Raw genomic sequence first — 22,136 nt, forward strand, 5'->3', positions numbered from 1 at the left:
CATACTAGGCTGACGCCGTATATATGCGAGCATCCGAACGAATTTCCAAAGTCTATTTTCCCTTGACCATAGGGCGGGGCCATATATGCTCTAAAAGAGAACCTTACGGGCTGCGTCCAGCGCCCGGCTGAAGTCGTCGTCCGTATGCGCGAAGGACACCATACCGGTTTCATAGCCCGAAGGCGCAAGATAGATGCCCTGGGCGCGCATCTGCTTATAAAAACTGGTGAAGAGCTTTTGATCGCACTTTTGCGCGCTGGCGAAATCCGTCACTTCGTGTTCGCTGAAATAGGGGCAGAACATGGAAGCCAGAGTCGGCATCTGCAAGGGCACGCCCTTGGAAGTGATGATGTCGCGCAGGCTGAAGGCAAACGCGCGCGTGCGGTCTTCAAGCGCGGCATAATCGGACTTTTTAAGAATGCCAAGCGTGGCCAACCCGGCGGCCATAGCCAGCGGATTGCCCGAAAGCGTGCCTGCCTGATACACGCCGCCTCTGGGCGCGATCAGTTCCATAAACCGCCGTTTGCCGCCAAACGCCCCAACGGGCAGGCCGCCGCCGATGATCTTGCCAAAGGTGGTGAGGTCGGGATCAACCTTGAAGCGAGCCTGCGCACCGCCAAAGGCCGCGCGAAAGCCCGTGATGACTTCATCAAAAATGAGCAGGCTCTGGTGCTGGTCGCATATGGCGCGCAAGCCTTCAAGAAAGCCGGGCTTGGGCAGCACGAGGCCCATATTGGCAGCCACGGGCTCCACGATGATGGCGGCGATGCTTTCGCCGTGACGGGCAAAGCATTCCTTGACCGCGTCCAGATCGTTGTAGGGAGCCAGCAGGGTGTCGGCCACCACCGCGGCGGGCACCCCGGGCGTGCCGGGAATGGAGAAGGTGGCCAGCCCCGATCCGGCAGCAGCCAGGAAGGGGTCGGCATGCCCGTGGTAGCAACCCACGAACTTGAGTACCTTGTCGCGCTTGGTGACCGCACGGGCCAGACGCAAGGCGCTCATGGTGGCCTCGGTGCCGGAATTGACCATACGCACCATTTCAAGGCTGGGCATGGCGGCCACCACAGCTTCAGCCAGCTTTACCTCGTCTGGGCAAGGCGCGCCGTAGCTGGTTCCACGGTGGGCGGCATCGCACACGGCGCGGGTGACGGAAGGTTCGTCATGTCCAAGGATCATCGGGCCCCAGGAGAGCACAAAATCGATGTACTGGCGTCCGTCCACATCCGTGAGGTGGCAGCCGTGGGCTTCGGCGATAAAGAGCGGCTGGCTGTCCACATTGTGGCAGGCCCGCACAGGGCTATTGACGCCGCCGGGAATGACCGCCTGGGCTTTTTCAAAGAGCTGGCGCGAAGTCGTATCCATTCTGGTCTCCTTTAGAGCATTTTGCACTTGAAATAGCCGCGTTACGACGGGCAAAGCTCGCCTACGCCTATTTAGTGGCAAGAGTTTGCACGCAAACCCTTGCAGAACAATTGATTCATTTCATTCGTAAGTTGCTCTAGATAGCGTGGTCACAGGAGCAGGTTTCATTCTTTAGCATGCAAGGCGCGTCTGCTTTGAAGCAAGGCACTCAGTTCGTTACCCAACTGAAAAGCAGACACTGCCCGATGCCACCAAAGAACGAAAGCCGCGCGGGACGCCACCATCTAAGCGAAATAGGTCATAGAAATTTTTTTCAGTTCCTTGAGGCTGCGCAGAATGGCATGTTCCTTCAGGTCAGTGTCACGCATGATGTCATCCACCACACTCAGGCATTCCGCCTCGCTGCGCCCGTGAATCATTGTATAAAGCTCATAGGGCCAGTCAACGGCGGAGCTTGGGCGATAGTAGGCGTGCGAAATATGGTCGTGCTCGGCCACTTTGCGGCCGCACTGATCCACCTGTTCAGGACTGACCTTCCAGGCCACCATTGCATTATGTGTCCAGCCTGTTTTCTGATGCTTGATGCTCGCCCCAAAACGGCGGATAGCGCCCGATTCCTTGAGGCGGCAAAGCAGATCGATCACCTGTGCTTCGCTTATTCCAGCCTGCTCCGCCACATCGGCGTAAGGAGTGAGGCTGTCGGGCAGATTGTTCTGCACAATGCGCAGAACCGCCTGTTCTTCTGGGCTGAATTGATGGCTCATGAGTTCTCCAGGTAAACAAAGAAGAAGCCGCGCTGCTTATGGCGCGGCAGCCGGGTGAGTCCACGGGCACGCTGGTCCGGCCCGGCATAGCGCCGGGCCGGGCGAAAAACATAATTAGCGCGTAAATGAACGGGCAAAAAGATTCTGAATAGCCACGCGACCATTGTCTTCAAGAAAACGCGTGCCAGTGGCGGCGAAATGCGCGCTCTCAATGGTGGGGTTTTCCACCTGCGCCCACTTATCCTTCTGCCAAGTATACCAGCCATTTCGAGGCTGATCAAAAACCAGCAGAGGTTTGTTGCATATCTTGGCAAATTCCGCGCCCCATCCGGTACCGCCCTTGACCGTTCCGTCGGGCTGAATGGCGCCCACCACAACGATCTCCTCACCGCTGCTGACCTGCCAGCAAATGGACTGCAACACCTTGCGGAACAGGGGAGCCCGCGTGTACTCGCGGTTCATGAGGCGCGAAACATAGGTAAGGCTTACGTCCTTCAGAGCCAGTTCCTCTGAAGTCAGTACGCGCACGCCACGCGTACGCTCAATCTGATGGCCTTCAAAACCATAGTTCACTTCTTCCATGCCCCAGCTTTCAGCCAAAGCACCGAAAAACTGTTCCGTTCCGGCGGCTCCGCCGCTGTAAAGCACACATTGTTTGGGGTTGAGCATGCTGCCTCCTCAAGGATTGTTGCGCCGGGCAAAATTACGGATGGTAGTCTGTTTATCCGGCGGAAGCGTCATGCCCCATCATGGCAAAAATTACAGCGCTCGGCAAGGCGGGTCGAACAAAGAAGCGCCCGGCATAACTGGCCCTCAGCCCTCATGCTGCTGACCGTAGCAACACCGATTTCCGTACTCTGCCGACTTTGCAGGCAAAGCGTGCCGCATGCGCGCAAAAGCAGTTTTGTTGTTAAATGGCTGGTCACGAAAAACCACAACCCGCAATTACAATATATTTATTGTTGGATCCCCAGACTACCACAAAAGCGGATGCTCGCCGTGACTGCGCACACGTTGCTTGAAGCGGTACGGCGCTGGCTTATGCGCTGCGATACTGAACTTGCTGGCGGACGGTTGGCGTAGAGCATTTTGCCTTTGACCGACATAGCATTGCAAAGGCAGTCTGTTTTAGCAGTTGCGACGGTCCTGAAGGTGCGTGCCGCACAAAGGTTTTCTAATTCAGGGTGGAGGCTATATGGAGGCTATATCCTACATCAGGCAGGCCAATGCGCTTATAGACCTGAGACTCGCCATAAGGAGATCGTGGAAGAGAGAGCAAAAAGGAAAAACAGGAGATGGATAGAAGGCAGAAGATACAGCTAGCAAAGCGCGGCTGCAAGGTGCGGACGGGCAGAAGCGCAGGTAGCCTTGGCCGCCTGCGCCGCTGAGAGCGGGCTCGTCAAACCCATGAGGGGGTATACCATTCAGGGAGTTGCCGGGCCCGCCAAATCAAATAAATCCTGAAACCCAGCCGCATGCAACACCTGCCCCGCGGGCGCAGCGCCAATGCAGCGAGGACTGCAACAAACAAAAAACGCCCCAGTTGCCAAGGGCGTTAAGGTCCGTTGCCTAGTCCTAGTAGCGAGGCTGGCGAGGAGCCCTGGGTTTGGCTTCGTTGACGCGCAAAGTACGTCCACCAAAGCTGAAGTTGTCAAGAGCTTCAATGGCGGAATCGGCTTCGCCGTCTTCCATTTCCACAAAGCCAAAGCCACGGGCACGGCCGGTATCCCTGTCGCTAACGAGTTTCACAGACAGAACGCTGCCGTATTCGGCAAAAAGATCCTGAACTTGTTCTTCAGTAGCAGACCAGGGAAGGTTCCCGACATAAATGGACTTGGACATGAAACACCCTCACAAAAAAAACAATCTTCCCGCGCTCCCATCCGATAAAACGTATTACCGGTACGCGGCACATGTCAGTCACAGAAACACGCTTTTTCGAGCTTGTCAACGAAAGTACAAAAAAAAGTTGGCATTGCGCGCTTTTTGCGCGATAAAAACGCGGGAGATAAAGAAATAATTGGAACTTTTCGATAAAAGATGTTCAACCTTGACAGTGCGTTATCATTTGCAGCATCTGTTAAACCAAAAGTTTCTTCCATATTTTAAGGCAGTACCACATACAAATCAGAGTAATTACATTGGATTCGCCCTGTCTCACCCATCAGTTACATATATTGTGCGTACAAACAGGACTGTATAAGGCCCCATTCTGCCATTAAATATGTACTGATAAAGCGTAGTAATTGTGTGTGAAATTAAGCGCAATAGCGGTCAAAATATCTGCAGATTGCCTCTACTTCGGATGAGAACGTAACCTCGCCTGAGAGTTTTTATCTAATAAACATTTATAAAAGCCTATAATTACATCTATTTTAAAATACTATACCAGTTTCTTTCCATCCAAATACGATATTGTGATCTTTATTGCCAATACCCGCTTGCTTCCGGCCAACTACTCAAACGATGGCTCCCTTTCTGTGCAGCCAGTATGACAACATACCAATATAAACGCGGGCTTTTATTTTTTAACAACAGATCATTTTACCTATAAAAAAGTATAAAACTCTAGCATTATACGCTGACACGACGTTAGAACAGGTTTATTTGGGGGCTTTTGCAGAAAAACACAACGGCAAGCGCGCAGGGTATCCCCACAGAAAATGCTTGCGCATGTCTGAGGCGGCACGATTTAGAGCATTTAAACTTTTTCAAAGTTAAAATGCCCTAACGCAGCACAAGAGTGCAGCGCGCCGCAACGGGGTGTGGATCGTGCTGAAAACAGCTTTTTACGAGAGAATGACAACGCTGAAATGCATTGCAACGTTAATCCACTCTGGAAGAAGTATGTAGCGAAGAGGATGGAAAAGGAAAGGCGGCTAGCCGCCTTCAGAAGGAGGCGGCGACCAGTCAGGAGCCATATCCTCGAAGGAAGTATACGGCGACATGTACATAAGCTCCGCCACGCCCACAGGGCCGTTACGCTGCTTGCCAATAATGATTTCAGCCACGCCCTGGGGCGGCCGCTCGGCAGGCTTGACAAACTTGTACACGTCGTCACGGTAAACAAACATGATAACGTCCGCATCCTGCTCAATAGCGCCGGATTCGCGCAAGTCTGAGAGCATGGGCCTTTTGTCGCTTCGCTCTTCAACCTTGCGGTTCAGCTGCGAAAGAGCCACTACAGGTACCTGCATTTCCTTGGCGAGTCCTTTAAGGGAGCGGGAAATATCCGAAATTTCAAGTTCGCGCGAGTCGGTGCGGCGGCTGGTGCGCATAAGCTGCAGATAGTCCACCACAACCATGCCCAGGCCCTTGTCTGCCTTGAGGCGGCGGGCACGGGCGCGCAGCTCAAGCGTGGTCAGAGCTGGCGTGTCGTCGATAAATATGGGCGCGCGGGCCACGACATCCGCAGCGGCGTAGAGGCGCTGCCAATCGTCGTCAGTCAGCATGGACGGGCGGCGCAGCTTGGAAAGATCCACCTTGCCCCACACCGCCAGCATGCGCTGCATGAGCTGTTCCTTGCTCATTTCAAGCGAAAATACTGCTACCGGGACATTCTGGCGCACGGCAGCGTGCAGCGCCATACACATCGAAAAGGCCGTCTTGCCCATACTGGGGCGGGCCGCAACGATGATGAGGTCGGAAGCCTGAAGTCCGGCAGTGAGCTTGTCCAGCCGGGTGTAGCCTGTAGTGACGCCGGTGATGACGTCCTTGGCATCGGCCAGACGGGAAAGATTGTCGAATACCCTGTCCAGCAGTTCCCGGGTAGGGGTAAAGTCCCGCCCGGAAGTACGCTGCGAAATAGCAAAAACCGCCTGCTCAGACTCATCAAGCAGAGCGCCTACTTCCAGCGAAGCGTCATAGCAGTTGGTGATAATACCGGAACAGGCTTCAATGAGGCCACGCTGCAGCGCCTTGTCGCGCACAATGGTGGCATAATATTCGGCATTGGCTCCAGACACCACGGCCTGTGCCAGATCGCCCAGATACACCGCCCCGCCCGCTTCTTCAAGAGCACTGCGGCTTTTCAGCATTTCTGCCGTGGAAAGCAGATCGATAGGGGCGGATTTGCGGTACAGCTCAAGAAAAGCGCTGAAGATCGTGACATGGGCTGGCAGGTAAAAATCTTCAGCCGCCAGTTGGTCCACAATGGCATGCATGAGCTGTGGACGCATGAGCACACCGCCCAGAACAGCCTGTTCCGATTCTACGCTGTGGGGTGGAACCCTGCGTAGCAAATCAGCTTCGGCCCTGTCTGCAGCGCTGCCCTGATTGCCCTGGCGGCCTTTAAAACCGCCTTGCCCCTGCTGGCCGCCTCTGGAACCACGGCCAGTGCCGTTCTGCCCAAAAGGCGCGCCCCCGGCCTCATGACCGGGGGCGGAGCCATTATCACTGTGGGAAACCACTACATCCCCTATTGGGCGGCCTCGGCTTCTTCAGCGGGAGCTGCAGGAGCGGGCTCGTCTTCATAGGACTGGTGGTCGGACACGACCTTCACCGGCACCACGGCGATAACGCTGGGGTGCAGACGAACGCGCACGGGGTGCTCGCCCAGGGTGCGGATAGGAGCGTCCATAAGAATGCGACGGCGGTCAATTTCCACACCAAGGGCGGCAATAGCGTCGCCGATGATGGTGGTGGTAACAGAACCGTACAGCCTGTCGTTTTCGCCCACATGCATGGTAATAACCACGTCAAGGGCTTCCAGACGAGCCTGCATTTCGTGAGCTTCACCACGCTGGGCATCCATGCGTGCCTGGAGCTTTTTATGCTCCTGCTCAAAGACTTTCAGATTGGCCGGAGAGGCCACCATGGCCAAACCCTGGGGCAACAGGAAGTTGCGGCCATAACCGGGTTTGACTTCAACCACATCACCAAGACTGCCGAGATTTTCAACGTCGGCGCGAAGTATCAGTTTCATATGCGCCTCCTAGATGTTGCTCTTTTTCTTGACACCGGAATCATGCGTAGCCGTGTAGATAAGCAGAGCCATCTGACGCGAACGTTTGATTTCACGGGTCAGCAGGCGCTGGTGATGCGCGCAGGTGCCGGTGATACGACGGGCGATGATCTTGCCGCGTTCAGTGATGAAGTCGCGCAGAACATCAGGGCGTTTGTAGTTCAGGGGCAGGTCTTTGTCTGCGCAGAAGCGGCAGAACTTGCGACGGGGGGCAAATTTCTTCTTGAAGGCCATGCTACGCAACCTCCCCGGCCACTTCATCGGCCAGCTTGACGGTCACAAACTTGAAAATGCCGTCAGTCATGCGAATGTTGCGTTCCAGTTCGGCAATCAGAGTAGCCGGGCTCTGGAACACCAGACGCACATAATAACCGCGCATCAGTTTGCGCACCGGGTAGGCGAGATCGCGCATGCCCCAGTTGTCCACTTCTTCCATGGCGCCCTTCTCACGCTCGATAACCGCTGTGAGGGTATTGATGATGCCCTCGCGGTTTTCGGCGGAAAGCTCCGGGGAAAGGAGCAGCAGGGTTTCAAATTTCCGCATTGTGTTTCTCCTTTTGGATTGACAGCTCGCACACACGGGTGCGGGCAAGGAACGAGTTCTATACTGCCCGGCACTCGCGCTGTCAAGCCTTGGGCGCAAAAGAGTCTGCCCATCAAGGCTGTGCTCTTGAAACCCAAAGTGCCCAGCGACAACAGGCCGCCCAATGCAAAAGGAGTCAGCAGGAATGAGACGGTTTTTCAGTCAGCAGGCAAAAATCATTATTGATCCAGTCGCGCAAGGGCGGCACGCCGTCTTCGTCTACCCGCCCCCACGAACCTTGCCCACAGCAATCCGTTTTCCAGACCTGCATAAACCGCAGGCGCAACGACAGTCTCCGTAACGTGGCGCTGTAAAGCCCTTCAACACACTGGCAAACTACAGGAGCCGCACAACATTTACGGCCCTGCCCACAGAGCACGACGCACAGCAGCATCTGTGCCCCCGTAAGCTTGCGGTAGCGATCGCTTTCTTCCACATTATCAATTTCGATACGAGCGCCGCTGGCGGAGATATTGATGAGTCGCAACCGTGAGGGGGCCCCCTCCCTGAAGGAAAAATCCGATGGCCCCATCTCACGCCACTGCTTGGGCAACTTGCCCCGCAGCCACAAGTCGACAGACTTTACCATATTGGAGGCAGGAAAGACCCGCTCGTGCTTGCGCAAGCTTCGCTGCACATAGGCCTGGGGCAGGTCAATTTCTATCACACAGTTACGGCTTTCTGAATCCAGATAGTTATGGATGATCTGGGTCTTGCACAGAAAGCCCGCCCGGGCAAGCCCCGGAGACATTTTGAATGTATTAACAAGAAGGGAATGGGGAAGATTGAAGTAGATAAGACACTGCTCGCCATTGAGCGCATCCGGCAAAAAATTGATGCCCGATACAAGCAGGACCTTCTTGCCGCGCAAAGCCTTTATGCGGCAATATACGTTATCCATCTGGCGATTGCGTGCAGTGAACAGGATCTCTATGCAGACCTGATGTTTCAGGGCCGCACTCAACAACTCCCTGACAGAAGTTTTTGCCGGGTCGGTCAGACCGGAAAGGCGCTTGAAGCGGCTGAAAAAGAGCATTTTCCTTCCTCACGCGGGGAAATGTTTTTGCCTGGAGTTGCTACTTCTCTCGCCAGTGTATTTTTTCCTTCTTCGCAAGAAAACATCTTCTATCTTGCATCAAGGGCCCTTGCGAGAAGAAAAATACATGCTTTAATATAATTTTATTTATTATTCTAATTTTGTCAAATAATCACACCTGCACAGTCAGTAAGTCCACGCGTTGTCAGATACCTAAAATCCTGCCCGGCAAGCCCGCACAACAAGGGCTCTTTGACCAAGAACCCGCACCCGCCTCACGCTGACAAGCCAGCCCTCTTGCATCTGACGCCGCTTGCATATACTGTGCGCCGCATGTCTGATTCCATATTTACCATTGAACACAAGGACGGGGCCGCACGAGCCGGAACCCTGCGAACGGCCCACGGGGTCATACCTACACCCATATTCATGCCCGTGGGGACTGTGGGTTCGGTCAAGGCCATTGCGCCTGACGACCTTGCGGCCGTTGGCGCGCCCATTATCCTTGGAAATACCTACCACCTGTACCTGCGCCCCGGCGACGAACTTGTGGCCCGGCGAGGCGGCCTGCACGAATTTGCGTCCTGGCCCGGCTCCATTCTTACGGACAGCGGGGGTTTTCAGGTTTTCAGCCTCAGTTCGCTGCGCAAAATCCGTGAAGAAGGCGTGGAGTTCCGCTCACATCTTGACGGCTCAAAACATCTTTTCACGCCGGAAAAAGTACTTCAAATCCAGCGCAACCTCAATTCAGACATCATGATGGTGCTGGACGAATGCGTACCCTACGGCGCGGATTACGACTATACGGCAAAGTCCCTGGCCCTCACCACGCGCTGGGCACAGCGCGCCAGAGCGGCATACCCGGCAGGCACGGCGCACAACCTGCTTTTTGGCATCACCCAGGGCGGCTTTCATAAAGACCTGCGCAAGCGCTCCATTGAAGAGCTTTGCGGTATGGACTTTGACGGCTTTGCCATCGGCGGCCTTTCAGTGGGCGAACCCAAGGCGCAGATGTACGATCTGCTCTACCACACCGCCCCCCTGCTGCCCGGGCACAAACCCCGCTATCTTATGGGGGTCGGCACCCCGCTGGACATCGCCAACGGCATCAACGCCGGGGTGGATATGTTCGATTGCGTGCTGCCCACGCGCAATGCCCGCAATGGCACGCTCTATACTTCTGTGGGCAAGATCAACATCAGGCGCAAACAGTTCGCCGAGGATGACGGGCCTCTGGACCCCAATTGCAACTGCTACACCTGCCGCACCTTTTCACGGGCCTACCTGCGCCATCTGTACGCCAGCCAGGAGCTGCTGTCCTTCCGGCTCAACTCCCTGCACAACCTCACCTATTTTCTCGACCTTGCCCGTAATGCACGGCAGGCCATCATTGAAGGACGCTACACCGACTTTCTTGCAAAGATCACTGCGCTCTACCCCGATGAGGCAGCCAAAGCCGCCGAAGGCGCATAGCTTTTCACCGCTCACGATACGACGCGGGGCCTCCTTTGCTCCCCGCAGCCTCCTGTGGCATACTGTTTCGCGAAAACATTTCCGGCGCGCTTGGCGCGCCGGAAGTTCCACGGACCAAGCCACAACGAGGTCACAATGCAGTCCAGCCACAAATATTCCTTCACGCCTTCCACTGCCAGTAATCCCCTGAGCCTGCGGGGGATGGTCACAAGCCCCCACTATCTCGCCTCACAGGCAGGACGCGACATCCTGCGCCAGGGCGGCACCGCCGTGGACGCTGCCATTGCCGCCGCCGCAGTGCTTTCTGTGGTGTATCCCCACATGTGCGGCATTGGCGGTGACAACTTCTGGCTCATTTATGACGCCGCCTCACAAAGCCTGCGCTCGCTCAACGGCAGTGGGCGTGCGGCACGGGCAGCCACTGCCGCTCATTACACCGGGCGTGGACACAAGAGCGTACCCACCCGTGGCCCTCTGGCGGCGCTGACCGTTCCCGGCTCGGTGTCCGGCTGGGGCGCGGCCTTTGAGCACAGCAAGAACACCATGCGGTCTCCTCTCAACTGGGCCGATTTGCTGGCCCCGGCGCGGGAACACGCGGAGGAAGGCTTTGCCGTATCCCACTCCCTGGCTGGCAGTCTGGCCTTTGTGAGCAGCGGCAAGCCCAACTACAGCCTGCATCAGTCCAACGGCTTCCGCGATCTCTACCTTACGCCTGACGGACATCCCCCGGTCTTCGGCACTGTCATGCGGTTGCCGCAACTGGCTGCAACACTGGCACGGCTTGCCTGTGACGGGCCGAAAGAATTTTACGAAGGCCATACGGCGCGGGCCATTATCGCCGCCATGCAGCAGCAGGGAGGCCTGCTCACACAGGAAGACCTGAGCAGTCACACGGCTGACTGGACCGAGCCCCTGCGTGTTGATTACAGGGGCTATACTGCCTGTACGCCGCCGCCCAACTGTCAGGGCATGGCTACCCTTGAGATTCTCAACATCCTCAGTCAGATGGATGTAAATTCTCTGGGCGAAGGCACGGCTGGCTATTATCATGTCATGGCCGAAGCCACCCGCGAGGCCTTTATTGACAGGCAACGCTACCTGACAGACCCGGAATTTGCCCACATTCCCACAGACCGCCTGCTCTCGAAAGAGCACGGACGTCAGCAGGCGGCGCGTATCAGCATGAGCAAATGCGCAGGCGTTCTGCCCCCTCTGCCCCCCGGCGGCGACACCATCTGGCTTGGTGTTGTGGACGCTGCGGGCAACGCGGTTTCGCTCATACAAAGTATTTATCATGAATTCGGTTCAGGCGTGGTGGCCAGTGGCGCTGGCTTTGTGCTGCAAAACCGGGGCTGTGCCTTTTCCCTGGAGGCTGACCACGTCAACTGCCTGCTGCCGGGCAAGCGCACCCTGCACACCCTGACGCCAGCCATGCTGCTCAAGGATGGGCAGCCTCACCTTGTGTACGGCAGTATGGGAGGCGACGGGCAACCGCAAACCATCGCAGCTATGACCACCCGCATCGTGGACTTCGGCATGAGCCCGCAGGACGCCGTCAATGCGCCGCGCTGGCTTTTGGGCAGAAGCTGGGGAGCGGAATCCAACGACCTCAAGCTTGAAGGGCGCATTCCCGAAAGTATAGCGCAGGAACTGCGCCGCCGTGGGCATGAAGTGCGGCAGGTAGAAGATTTTACAGAACTGATGGGTCACGCCGGGGCCATACTGCGTCGGCCCAACGGCATCTGGCAGGGAGCCACTGACCCCCGTGGGGACGGACAGGTGGCAGCGCTTTAGAACCTTTTGGGTTTAAAACTCTGTGTGGTGAGGGACTCTTTTTCAAAAGGGTCGCCTCCCCTTTCTCACAACTGCAACGCCTCTCTTCCCTTTTCACCTCCCTACCTGAAGCGACATCACTCCCCCAACTTGCCATCCCAGGCAAAGGCGGGCGATGGCATTGCGCGGCACGCAGGGAGATCACCCGACCGGAGGGAGGGAAGCTCCCGAAGCAATAACCGCGCAGCCCTCGCTGATTGGCGATACTTGGAAAACCCCAGGCGGGGTCGTCCGGGGGGAGTGCAGAGGGGGCCTCGGAGGGGCGGCAGCCCCTAACAGGCCCCCCTCTGCCGCCCGCCGCGCAGGCGGCCCAAACAACATAAACGGGAAAGCCCCCGTGCCCGCAGGGCACACACTACGAAAGATAAAAACTTGCGGCTCAAACACTGAAAGTCCCCGTGCCCGCGCAACTTCCCTCGCAAAACGCAGTTCCTCTCTTTCCCCTTCGCACTCCGCCCGGCCGCCATGCCCCAGGGCACAACTACCCGCGTTAATACAGCAAAAAGGGAGCCACAGGCTTTTGCCTGTGGCTCCCGTAATTCTGAGGCTTTTCGCTATGCAACACCCGCAAAAAAGACTGGCTGCGGCGTTGATAAACTGTATACCGCGCTAAAAACCTAGCTTATCCAGCTACTGAGTGCGTCCACGATCTTGCGGGCCTGCTCGGCGCTGGAAATCGTAAACTTGGATTGCTGGCGGTATTCGCCGCCGGACTTCTTATAACGCCGAATAGCATACACATCCGGCCCAAAATCGTCTTTTTCGGGCTGCCACTGCTGATACCGGAACAAAATGGTCGTCCACAGCCCCTTGCTCAGCACAACCTTGTCCAGCTCATTCACAATGATCTGGCCGTTTTCTTCAAACTGTACTGTAAGATCGTCAATGGTTTCGTTCAAAATGCTTTCTCCCTGCGGGGGCTATGGCCGCTCCTCCAACGGAGCAAAATTTATCCGGCGTAATTCGCCAGCAGACCTTTAACTGTTTCAGGAAGTTGAGGCACATTAACCGTCATTTCTGCCGGGCCTGGACCGTACTCACGGGCAATGATAGCACCCGAGGCGGACAGGGCCATCAGACACTCGGTTATGGTAAGACTTTGTCCAGAAGCTACCTTCCTGCCAAGCATGGACAAGATAATTTCACTTGTACCCAACGGACTGATTTTACCAAATTCCATATGCTGCCTCCTCAAACTTGCTGCATCAGGCTACATTTTTCGCCGCAGTACCGCAAGAGAAGAACAATCTACTGCCGCAACAGCATCAGAGCATACCGCTCCACCGGGGCAAAGTCGTCGGTAAGGGGCGGCGTGTCAAAAACCAGCGGATCCGCATGGCGTGTAGACAGCAGGGAGGCCACAGCTTCGCTGGCTGCCCCGCCTGCGGCTTGCGCCGTCAGCATTTCCTCTGTCATGCCGTCCCTTTTTTCGGGAAAGGCCACAACCATAAGGTTTTGCACTTCATCCGGCCTGTCTGGGCGCGACACGCAGTATACCTGCACCTCGGCGAACTCCCCTGTCAATGCTTTGTAGATGCCTTGAAACAAACGGCCATCGTCACCGCTTACTGCTGAAATAACATTCATGAGCAAAGCGCCGCCGGGAGCCACGGCTCGACGTAAGGCCTGGGCAGCTTCCACCGTGCCCATCTGAAAGGGCACCGCGTAGTGCGAATTGAAAACATCCACAAAAACCAGATCATACTGTTCTTTCTGGCGGTTCAAAAAAGCTCTGGCATCTTCGTGCCTTACTGTAAGGCGCGCGTCGTCTTCAAGGGCAAACCAGCGGCGCGCGGTATCGGTCATGGCCGGATCAATCTCCACCACGGTCATATGCACTTCACCGGGCGCGGCCAAAGCCGATTTGCCTGCCAAAATCCACTTGGGCACGGAATAGCCCCCGCCGCCAAGCATGAGCACAGAACGGGCCTGGGGTACAAAATGGGGGCCAAGGGCGTAAAATCGCGTGTACTGAAAATAGAGATCAGCCGGGGCATCCAGATACATGCCCGACTGGCTGTAGCCGGGGTCTGTCGCCATCAGGCGCACTGCGCGCCCCCCTTCGCCCCAGTCCACACCTTCATAAATACGGATGCTGTTATAGGGACTTTCCACAAGACGCATACCGCCCCTGTCTTCCTGCCAGCTTCCGTACATGCCGTTCACGACGGCCCCTATCAGACACAGGGCCAGCAAGGCCACGCGAACTTTGCCGCCTTTTGCCGCATTGCAAAGCGAAATCACCAACATGCACACGGCCACACCCCACAGGATGCTGGCGCTGCCAAAAAAGGAAATGAGAACAAAGCCGCCCAAAAAGGTGCCAAGGATGCTGCCCGCCGTAGACAGGGCGTACAGCCGCCCCACCGTGGCCCCTGCGGTGTCGACGCTGCCTATACGCAGACGGATGGCGTATGGGCTTATCATGCCGAAAAAGAAGGCAGGCAGGGCAAAAATGCCCACAGCAGCGGCCACGGCGGCCACATACAGATTGCCAATGCCCTCTGTTACCCACTGGCCCACCAGCGCGTGACACAAAGCCGTAAGCGCGCTGCCAAGACCTGCTCCGGCAAGGGCAAGGGCAAGACCCCGGCGCGAAAGATGCCTGTCGGCCAAACGGCCGCCAGCCCATGCTCCCAGTGCCAGACAGGCCAGCACCACGCCGATAAGACTTGTCCAGACTATAGCTGATGTGCCTACATAGGGGGCGAGCACTCGCGCGCCCACCATTTCCAGCACCATAACCAGCGCACCACTCAAAAAAACCGTCAGTTCCAGCATGGCGCTCCTTTTGGGGTCCTGCCCCTGGCGGTTGGGTGAAGCTACGCCAGTGCGGCAAAAACCACGCCAGCAAAGACTCACCTCAGTCATCATCAAAAACAGTCAGCTTTGAAATGCTTCGGCCTTCAAAGCCAATCAACTGAAAAACATCTTCTCAGCCGTGCAATGTCATATCACTACGGCTATCATAGTCTGCGTACTGCCGGACATTGGCCTGCTCGCTATCGGATATTGAGCATATGCAAGGCCAATCGTAGGCCCGCCGCTCTGCAAAGAAGAACAACCTGTCCGTCGCCTGCCCGGTTTTTTGAGGGAATCCGCACGGCATGTTCAGGCGGCAAGGGCGAAGTAGTTCACTCCTCTCGCCGGGCTGCGAAAAAATCGTGCAGCAGCGCTGCACATTCCTCAGCCCGTATGCCCCCCATATGCCAGATGCTGTGATTGGCGCTCTGGGCGTCAAAATACTCGGCGCGGGAAACAACGGCCCCGGCCTGCGAATCAGCCGCGCCATAAACCACTCCGGCAAGGCGGGCATGGATGCAGGCGGCAGCGCACATGGCGCAAGGCTCGAGAGTAACCACCAGCACACAGCCGCCAAGCCTGTAGTTGCCAAACGCAGTCCCGGCCCGGCGCAATGCCTGAATTTCGGCGTGGGCTGTGGGGTCGTGCAGGGCCACGGGGGCATTGCCCTCCTCGGCCAGCACCCTGCCGTCAGGGGCGACCAGCACCGCCCCCACGGGTATTTCCCCTGCGGATGCAGCCATTGTGGCACGTTCAAGAGCGCGCCCCATAAGACTTTCCCAGCTATGCCCCGGCGGAGCGGAAGGCACAGGCCCGGCTGGCGCAAAAACGCGAACTCCCCCATTCCCGGAGGCAAGGCCACCGGGATGGGGGAAGGAAGGATTCGACGCCTGACGCCTCATGCAGCGCCCTACAGAATAACTATCTTGCGCAGGTGGTTGACCACTTCTTCAGGCGTGTCGCACACGGTGATGAGACGGTCAATTTCCTTTTCATTGATAAACCCGCGCGCGGCCATGTTCTTGCGCAACCACTCCACCATGCCGCTCCAGAAACTGGAATCGTACAGCACGATGGGGAAGGGACGCGTACGGCCAGTCTGGGCCAGCACGAAAGCCTCGGAGAGTTCGTCAATGGTACCCATGCCGCCGGGCATGACCACATACGCCATAGCATATTTTACGAACATGAACTTGCGGATGAAAAAGTAGCGGAAATTGCAGCGGGTTTTCACATACTGGTTGCAGCCCTGCTCATGCGGCAGGTGGATGTGCAGCCCCACAGATTCGCCACCAGCATCAAAAGCGCCCTTGTTGGCCGCTTCCATAACGCCGGGGCCGCCGCCGGTGATGATGCCGAAGCCAGCTTCAACCAGCAAACGAGAAATCTTTTCGGCGTCCTTGTATTCCTGTGTATCAGGCGTGCTTCGGGCCGAGCCGAAGATGGAGATGCAATTGACCTTAAGGCTGTTAAGAGTGTCCAGAGCCTCCACCATTTCGGCCATGATGCGAAAAGTACGCCAGGATTCTGTGGTGACAGAGGCCAGATCGTCCACGATATTCTGTTGCAGTTCAGGCATGAAAACTCCTTGGTATATCTTTCAGAACTTCCGAAAAAAGCCGACATGAAGAACGGACAGCAGCGGTAGGCAACCCCTGCGGCCGCGTGGGTCTTCCAGAACGGAAGCGCGCAAATGTGCCGGAAGCCAGCTGACGCCCGGCGGAATCAGGGTCGCAGTATAAGTGGGCCGCACGGTAAAGGCAATGCACAGCTTGTACGGTATTGAAATAAGGGCCAAAGCCGCAATAACCAACAAACGGCGCAGGCTTGACGCTATGCGCCCCAAGCGGCTATGGAAAAAAGTCCCCAAACGCGGCTTGCGCATAACGCATGCCTATGTTTACAGCGTTTCGACACATCGCCCCCCTGTACAGCACCGGGCTTTGCGATGCGGGGCCCGTTAGACGAAAAGCGGCTGCCAGCCAGATTTTCGCCATAACGGACTTTGCGGCTGTTCAGGCCGTCAATTACTATCGGAGGCCACGATGAAGGTTCAACTTCTGGGCGCGGCGCAAACCGTGACCGGTTCCTGTTACATGATAGAGGCATGCGGCAAACGTTTTTGTATCGACTGCGGCATGCACCAGGGCAACAAGGCCATTGAAGCCCGCAACCGCGAAACCGAAGTCTACCGCCCCACAGACATCGACTTCATGCTCATCACCCACGCCCACATCGACCATTCCGGCTTGCTGCCTCGCATGGTGCGTGACGGATTCGACAATCCCGTATACTGCACCAAGGCCACCAGCGAGCTGCTGGACCTCATGCTTCAGGACAGCGCCCATATTCAGGAAATGGAAGCCCAGTGGGAAGCCAAAAAATACATGCGCCGCGGCCTGAAAAATCCCCCAGCCGCTCTTTATACCGTGGCCGACGCCCAAAAAGCCGTGACCATGTTTTCTCCCGTGGATTATCACAAATCCTTTGAGCCAGCCCCCGGCATCCGCGTCACCTATTACGACGCCGGGCACATTCTCGGTTCGGGCTCTCTGCGCATTGAAGCGGACGAAGACGGCAAGACCACCAGCCTCATCTTTTCCGGCGACATCGGCCGCCCGCAGTCCCTTATTGTGCGCAGCCCTGAAAGCCCGCCACAGGCCGACTACGTGTTTATGGAGTCCACCTACGGCGACCGCGACCACAAAAATGAGGACGTGAGCGACCAGGAACTGGCCGAAGCCATCGCCTACAGCTATGGCAAGGGCGAAAAGGTCATCATTCCCGCCTTTGCCGTAGAGCGCACGCAGGAAGTTCTGTACTGCCTGCATGTGTTGAGCAAGCAGGGCAAACTGCCCGAAGACATGCCCGTCTATGTGGACAGCCCCCTGGCCATCCGCGCCACTGAAGTCTTTGAGCGCAACCGCGAGCTGTTTGACGATGCGGCGCAAAAGATGCTCAACAACGGCGACAACCCGTTTTCTCTGCCCAATCTGCGTTACACTTTGTCCGTGGCGGAATCGCAGGCCATCAATGACTACAAGGGTCCGGCCATTGTTATTTCGGCCAGCGGCATGTGCAACGCGGGCCGCGTGCGCCATCACCTGCGCCACAACATCTGGAAGCCCGGCGCAAGTATCGTCTTTGTGGGTTATCAGGCCGTCGGCACGCCGGGCCGCAAAATTGTTGAAAAAGCCAAAAAGATCACTCTGTTTGGCGAAGATATGGACGTGGCCGCCCGCATTTTCACCATCAACGGGTTCTCGGGCCATGCCGGGCAGAGCCAGCTTCTTGACTGGCTGGCTCCGCTGACGCACAGCTGCGCCCAGGTGTTCTTGACCCACGGTGAAACCAAGGCCCAGGAAACCCTGGCCCGGCTCATCAAGGAACGCTTTGACATCAAGCCCCATATAGCCTCTTATCTGGAAGAACTGACGCTGGACGGCTGCCAGGCTGCCGAAACCGTCACGCACGAAACCAAGGCGCATCCCAAGGTGGACTGGAACTTTCTTACCAACGAAGTGGAACGCAAGTGGGGCATGTTCAAGGGCAAGCTGGCCGATGTGGAAGGCCGCCCCTGGGTGGAACAGACAGATCTGCAGGAAGCACTGGAAAAAATGGATTACGCCCTCACGCGACTTATCTCGCGTATGTAGGGACACAGGAACATCATGCGCATCATATCAGGCCGCCTTGGCGGCCGAACTCTGAAAACTGTGGAGGGCGAGGGCTACCGCCCCGCTATGGGGAAAACCCGCGAAGCGCTCTTTTCCATGCTTGCCGCCCGTGGACTGATCTGGTCCACGGCGCGGGTGCTGGATCTTTTCGCTGGCAGCGGCAGCCTTGCCTTTGAAGCCATCAGCCGGGGCGCAACCCACGCCATGCTGGTTGAGAACTCCGTTCCGGCCATGCGCTGCCTTCAGGCCAACGTGGAAACTCTGGGTGTGCAGGCAGAAGCAGGCCTTGTGAAGGACGACGTTCTCAAGGTGCTCAAGCGCCCGCCGCAGCAGCCCTATAATATTGTTTTTATGGACCCGCCCTACCGCAAAAAGCTGGCAGAACCGGCATTGCGGCTTCTGGCCGCCCACCGCTGGCTCACGCCCGGAGCCTTTGTAACGGCAGAAATTGAAAAGGAAGCCAAATTTGCCGTGCCTTCCGGGTTCACACTGGAAACTGACAGACTACTGGGGCAAACCCGGGTCTGCATTTGGATAGCGTCATGAAAATTGCCATGTATCCCGGCACGTTCGACCCCATGACCAATGGTCACCTCAGCCTGATCCGCCGTGGTTGCGAGGTTTTTGACCAGATCATCGTGGCTGTGGCCGACAATACGCCCAAGCGTCCGCTGTTCAGTCATGAAGAGCGTGTGGCTATGGCCCGCGAAGCCCTCAGAGACGAGCCCCGTGCCGTGGTGGAGCCCTTTTCGGGCCTGACCGTGGAATACGCGGCGCAACGCGGGGCCTGTGTGCTCTTGCGTGGTCTGCGCGCCGCTTCGGACTTTGAGTACGAATTCCAGTTGGCCCTGATGAACCGCCGCCTGCAACGCCACATTCAGACGGTTTTTCTCATGACCGACTACCAGTGGCTGTTCATCAGCTCCACCATCGTCAAGGCCGCTGCCAGTCACGGAGCAGACATCAAAGGCCTCGTGCCCGAGAATGTGCGTCTGGCTCTTATGGAAAAGTATGAAAAAGGGGAAGTTGCCCAGGGCACTCCCTGCCTTGCCCCGCCGTACACCGGATTTCGCACCTCTTGAACAGGCAGCCCATACTGATGCGGAGCGAAAATACATACAGCGGGGCGGCACAGGCTGCCCCGCTGCCCGTTATTTGCCTTGCAGGCCCCACAGGCTCCGGCAAGACTGCCGCCGCGCTGGCTATGGCGGACGCTTTGAACGGCGAAGTCATCAATGCGGATTCACGGCAGGTCTATGCCGACTTTCCCTGCATAACGGCACAGCCCACACAGGAAGAACGCGCCCATTGCCCCCACCATCTCTACGGGTTTTTGCCCACAGCACAAAAAATCAGCGCAGGCCGCTGGGCAGATCAGATCACTGCGCTTGCACGTCAGATCCTTGAAAAAGGCAAGACGCCGTTGCTGGTGGGCGGCACAGGTCTCTACTTTCATACGCTTCTGCATGGCACGGCCCAGATTCCCCCCGTGGACACGGCCCTGACGCAAGCCCTCACCGCCCGCATTGACGCCGAAGGCCCGGCGTGCCTGCATGCCGAACTGGCTCTTGTGGACCCGGAATACGCGGCCCGCATCCATCCCAACGACCGCCAGCGCATTGTGCGTGCTCTGGAAGTGCTGGAGGCCACGGGCCGTCCCTTCACATGGTGGCACAAAAACGCCATGAGCGCTCCGCTCTGCACCGGGCCGCTGCTGGTGCTGGACGCTCCCCTGTCGTGGCTCGAGCCGCGCCTGGCCCGCCGTCTGGACATCATGCTTGAAGCCGGGGCCATGAATGAAGCCCGCGCGGCCCTTGAAAACTGCGGCGACGATGCGGCCCCCGGCTGGTCGGGGATTGGCTGCGCCGAAGCTTTGGCCTTCCTGCGGGGGCGCCTGAATTTCGATGAATGCCGTTCGCTCTGGCTGCGCAACACGCGCGCCTATGCAAAGCGTCAGCTCACCTGGTTCCGTGCGCGTAAAGAGGCCGTCTGGCTGCCGCCGGAAGATGTGGATGGGGTGGTTACGGCGGCTTGTGCCCGCTGGGCAGGATAGAAAAGCGATTTCACCTTGAGGGGCTTGCCTGACGCCGAGGCATCGTTGCTGTCTTCGCTCGTAACGGTCGCAACAATTCTTTTGCATGGCAGAGAGCGTTTTGCTGTAGACCTGCTTTTGCGGTTTCCATTTTGGCCGCCTGCGCGGCGGGCGGCAGAAGGGGCCTGTTAGGGGCTGCGCCCCTCCGAGGCCCCCTCTGCACTCCCCCCGGACTACCCCCCTCGGGCTTTCCATATTCCATCATTCAGCGAGGGCTGCGCGGCTTCTGCTGCGGGAGCTTCCTCGCTACGCTCGGCGATCTCCCTCCCCGCCGCGCAATGCCACCAAAAAATGGGCTTCAACCCATATTGAGATTTTAGCAATCACCGCCAAACGTGCGCGATCAAGTTATTCTTTCGGCAGAGCTTTGGGTAAGAGCAGGAAAATACGGCTGAGAATAGCACGAATAATGACTTAGCTTGCCCATGCAATCGCCAGCACCATTCGTGCGCCCGAGGGCGGCAGGCGGCCGCGGAACGGTTCTGAAACAAGCCAGATTACTCACAATAAAGGCGGCCCACTCCAAAAAGAGGGCCGCCTGTAAATTCCTTGCAACATCTCTCGCACAAAAGGCTGCGGGCAGTACTGCCTGTCTGCCTGCGCCTTACGAAGACGCCCCGGACTTGTTCAGTGAAATGAACTCGTGCTGGTCGGGGTCGTAGTATTCCATTTCGCCGGATTCTATATGATAGAGCCAGCCGTGAATGTGCAGGATGCCAGCGTTCACCTTTTCCTTGACATAGGGATAGGTGAGAAGATTTTCGATCTGAAAAACGATGGAAAGCTTCTCTGTCAGGCGCAGCAGATGATCTTTATCCGCATTCTTGCCAAGAGCAAGCAAGGCAAGCTCTTTGGCCTTCTTGCCAAGAGACAGCCATTTCTTGGTATGAACAAGCTCTTCGCCGCTTATTTCCTTGTACAGAGACTCAATGGCCCCGCAATAGGTATGGCCGCAGATGATGATCTCTGCAATATCCAGAGTGGTTACGGCATACTCAATGCCGGAGGCCATTGCGTGGTAGTCTTCGTCCGGTTTGTAGGGAGCGACAAAATTGCCCACGTTGCGCAGCACGAAAAGCTGGCCGGGAGGAGCATTGGTAATCAGCGAGGGGATCACTCTGGAATCGGCGCAGCCGATAAAAAGCGCTTTGGGATGCTGGCCGCTACTGACAAGCTCCAACAGTTCGGATTCATTCTTCTTGAAATAGTTTTTTTGAAACAGTTCATTGCCCTGCAGCAGGCTTTCAACACTCTTCATCAACGATCCTCCGTTATCGGTCAGGAGCTATCGGCTCCGTGGCCAATCCGCCGCAGGCTGATCCAGCACGCCAGCCGTCCCTGTGAAATACCGGGACTGCCATTGGCAGCACGCTTGGAGCGGTTTCATGTCACATCCGTATCCCTTCAGGCGTAGAGTATCTTGGGGGGCAGGTCAAGAGACGTAAACCCACTACGGGCGCTCTTGACGCAAGCAATAACTCTGCACCGCATCTACTTAATAAATATGTTTATTTTCAGTATATTAGTTAAACAAAATTCCAGGTGAAAATT

The 22,136-nt window shown here is 56.9% G+C and carries 21 protein-coding genes; 6 read left to right on the forward strand and 15 right to left on the reverse strand.

Annotated features, from left to right (window positions below):
• Positions 1-90: 90 nt before the first annotated feature.
• The 9 genes from hemL to HNQ38_RS06905 all read right to left on the reverse strand — a co-directional run bounded on the left by hemL (position 91) and on the right by HNQ38_RS06905 (position 8,708).
• Positions 91-1,362 carry a glutamate-1-semialdehyde 2,1-aminomutase gene (hemL, locus tag HNQ38_RS06865; protein ID WP_183718800.1) on the reverse strand — a complete coding sequence of 424 codons (1,272 nt, stop codon included), beginning with the start codon at positions 1,360-1,362 and terminating at the stop codon, positions 91-93.
• Positions 1,363-1,646: 284 nt separating this feature from the next.
• Complete coding sequence (gene ahbB / locus HNQ38_RS06870) at positions 1,647-2,126, reverse strand: siroheme decarboxylase subunit beta (protein WP_183718802.1); 480 nt, start codon at positions 2,124-2,126, stop codon at positions 1,647-1,649.
• 114 nt (positions 2,127-2,240) lie between these two features.
• Positions 2,241-2,795, reverse strand: coding sequence for a hypothetical protein (locus HNQ38_RS06875; protein WP_183718804.1), 555 nt, complete (start codon positions 2,793-2,795; stop codon positions 2,241-2,243).
• Positions 2,796-3,701: 906 nt separating this feature from the next.
• A complete protein-coding gene (locus tag HNQ38_RS06880) occupies positions 3,702-3,968 on the reverse strand; it encodes an RNA recognition motif domain-containing protein (RefSeq protein WP_022659825.1) in 267 nt (88 codons plus the stop codon).
• A gap of 1,037 nt (positions 3,969-5,005) precedes the next feature.
• A complete protein-coding gene (gene dnaB, locus HNQ38_RS06885) occupies positions 5,006-6,535 on the reverse strand; it encodes a replicative DNA helicase (protein ID WP_343060123.1) in 1,530 nt (509 codons plus the stop codon).
• A gap of 8 nt (positions 6,536-6,543) precedes the next feature.
• On the reverse strand, positions 6,544-7,050 hold the full coding sequence (gene rplI / locus HNQ38_RS06890; protein WP_183718806.1) for a 50S ribosomal protein L9: 507 nt from the start codon (positions 7,048-7,050) through the stop codon (positions 6,544-6,546).
• 9 nt (positions 7,051-7,059) lie between these two features.
• The gene (rpsR, locus tag HNQ38_RS06895) at positions 7,060-7,323 is read right to left on the reverse strand and encodes a 30S ribosomal protein S18 (protein ID WP_183718808.1); all 264 of its coding nucleotides are present in this window, start codon (positions 7,321-7,323) and stop codon (positions 7,060-7,062) included.
• 1 nt (position 7,324) lies between these two features.
• Positions 7,325-7,633, reverse strand: a complete 309-nt coding sequence (gene rpsF / locus HNQ38_RS06900; RefSeq protein WP_183718810.1) for a 30S ribosomal protein S6 — start codon at positions 7,631-7,633, stop codon at positions 7,325-7,327.
• Between the two features lie 175 nt (positions 7,634-7,808).
• Positions 7,809-8,708, reverse strand: a complete 900-nt coding sequence (locus HNQ38_RS06905; protein ID WP_183718812.1) for a hypothetical protein — start codon at positions 8,706-8,708, stop codon at positions 7,809-7,811.
• A gap of 333 nt (positions 8,709-9,041) precedes the next feature.
• Between HNQ38_RS06905 and tgt the strand changes: the two genes are divergently transcribed.
• Positions 9,042-10,181 carry a tRNA guanosine(34) transglycosylase Tgt gene (gene tgt / locus HNQ38_RS06910; protein WP_183718814.1) on the forward strand — a complete coding sequence of 380 codons (1,140 nt, stop codon included), beginning with the start codon at positions 9,042-9,044 and terminating at the stop codon, positions 10,179-10,181.
• 135 nt (positions 10,182-10,316) lie between these two features.
• Positions 10,317-11,975 (forward strand): gamma-glutamyltransferase, encoded by a 1,659-nt coding sequence (gene ggt, locus HNQ38_RS06915; RefSeq protein ID WP_183718816.1) that lies wholly within the window; start codon positions 10,317-10,319, stop codon positions 11,973-11,975.
• Between the two features lie 656 nt (positions 11,976-12,631).
• On the opposite strand, the gene HNQ38_RS06920 is transcribed toward ggt, so the two are convergent.
• From HNQ38_RS06920 to HNQ38_RS06940, 5 genes are all read right to left on the reverse strand, one after another.
• Positions 12,632-12,913 carry a hypothetical protein gene (locus HNQ38_RS06920; protein WP_183718818.1) on the reverse strand — a complete coding sequence of 94 codons (282 nt, stop codon included), beginning with the start codon at positions 12,911-12,913 and terminating at the stop codon, positions 12,632-12,634.
• A gap of 50 nt (positions 12,914-12,963) precedes the next feature.
• Entirely contained in the window at positions 12,964-13,194 is a 231-nt protein-coding gene (locus tag HNQ38_RS06925) for a hypothetical protein (protein WP_183718820.1), read from the reverse strand.
• Between the two features lie 68 nt (positions 13,195-13,262).
• On the reverse strand, positions 13,263-14,795 hold the full coding sequence (locus HNQ38_RS06930) for a fused MFS/spermidine synthase (protein WP_183719369.1): 1,533 nt from the start codon (positions 14,793-14,795) through the stop codon (positions 13,263-13,265).
• 353 nt (positions 14,796-15,148) lie between these two features.
• Positions 15,149-15,718 carry a tRNA adenosine(34) deaminase TadA gene (gene tadA / locus HNQ38_RS06935; RefSeq protein ID WP_281377819.1) on the reverse strand — a complete coding sequence of 190 codons (570 nt, stop codon included), beginning with the start codon at positions 15,716-15,718 and terminating at the stop codon, positions 15,149-15,151.
• An 8-nt stretch (positions 15,719-15,726) separates the two neighbouring features.
• Positions 15,727-16,395 (reverse strand): LOG family protein, encoded by a 669-nt coding sequence (locus HNQ38_RS06940; protein WP_183718822.1) that lies wholly within the window; start codon positions 16,393-16,395, stop codon positions 15,727-15,729.
• A gap of 466 nt (positions 16,396-16,861) precedes the next feature.
• Between HNQ38_RS06940 and HNQ38_RS06945 the strand changes: the two genes are divergently transcribed.
• From HNQ38_RS06945 to miaA, 4 genes are read left to right on the forward strand one after another with little or no spacing between them, the layout of a single operon-like run.
• Positions 16,862-18,472 carry an MBL fold metallo-hydrolase RNA specificity domain-containing protein gene (locus HNQ38_RS06945; RefSeq protein WP_183718824.1) on the forward strand — a complete coding sequence of 537 codons (1,611 nt, stop codon included), beginning with the start codon at positions 16,862-16,864 and terminating at the stop codon, positions 18,470-18,472.
• Positions 18,473-18,487: 15 nt separating this feature from the next.
• Entirely contained in the window at positions 18,488-19,039 is a 552-nt protein-coding gene (gene rsmD, locus HNQ38_RS06950) for a 16S rRNA (guanine(966)-N(2))-methyltransferase RsmD (protein ID WP_183718826.1), read from the forward strand.
• Positions 19,036-19,575, forward strand: a complete 540-nt coding sequence (gene coaD / locus HNQ38_RS06955) for a pantetheine-phosphate adenylyltransferase (protein WP_183718828.1) — start codon at positions 19,036-19,038, stop codon at positions 19,573-19,575. The genes rsmD and coaD overlap by 4 nt, the downstream gene beginning before the upstream one ends.
• Before the next feature lie 17 nt (positions 19,576-19,592).
• On the forward strand, positions 19,593-20,546 hold the full coding sequence (gene miaA, locus HNQ38_RS06960; RefSeq protein ID WP_183718830.1) for a tRNA (adenosine(37)-N6)-dimethylallyltransferase MiaA: 954 nt from the start codon (positions 19,593-19,595) through the stop codon (positions 20,544-20,546).
• A gap of 643 nt (positions 20,547-21,189) precedes the next feature.
• Here the strand turns inward: miaA and HNQ38_RS06965 are convergent.
• The gene (locus HNQ38_RS06965; protein WP_183718833.1) at positions 21,190-21,843 is read right to left on the reverse strand and encodes a carbonic anhydrase; all 654 of its coding nucleotides are present in this window, start codon (positions 21,841-21,843) and stop codon (positions 21,190-21,192) included.
• Between the last annotated feature and the right edge of the window lie 293 nt (positions 21,844-22,136).

This window comes from Desulfovibrio intestinalis, from assembly GCF_014202345.1.
Taxonomy (GTDB): Bacteria; Desulfobacterota; Desulfovibrionia; order Desulfovibrionales; family Desulfovibrionaceae; genus Desulfovibrio; species Desulfovibrio intestinalis.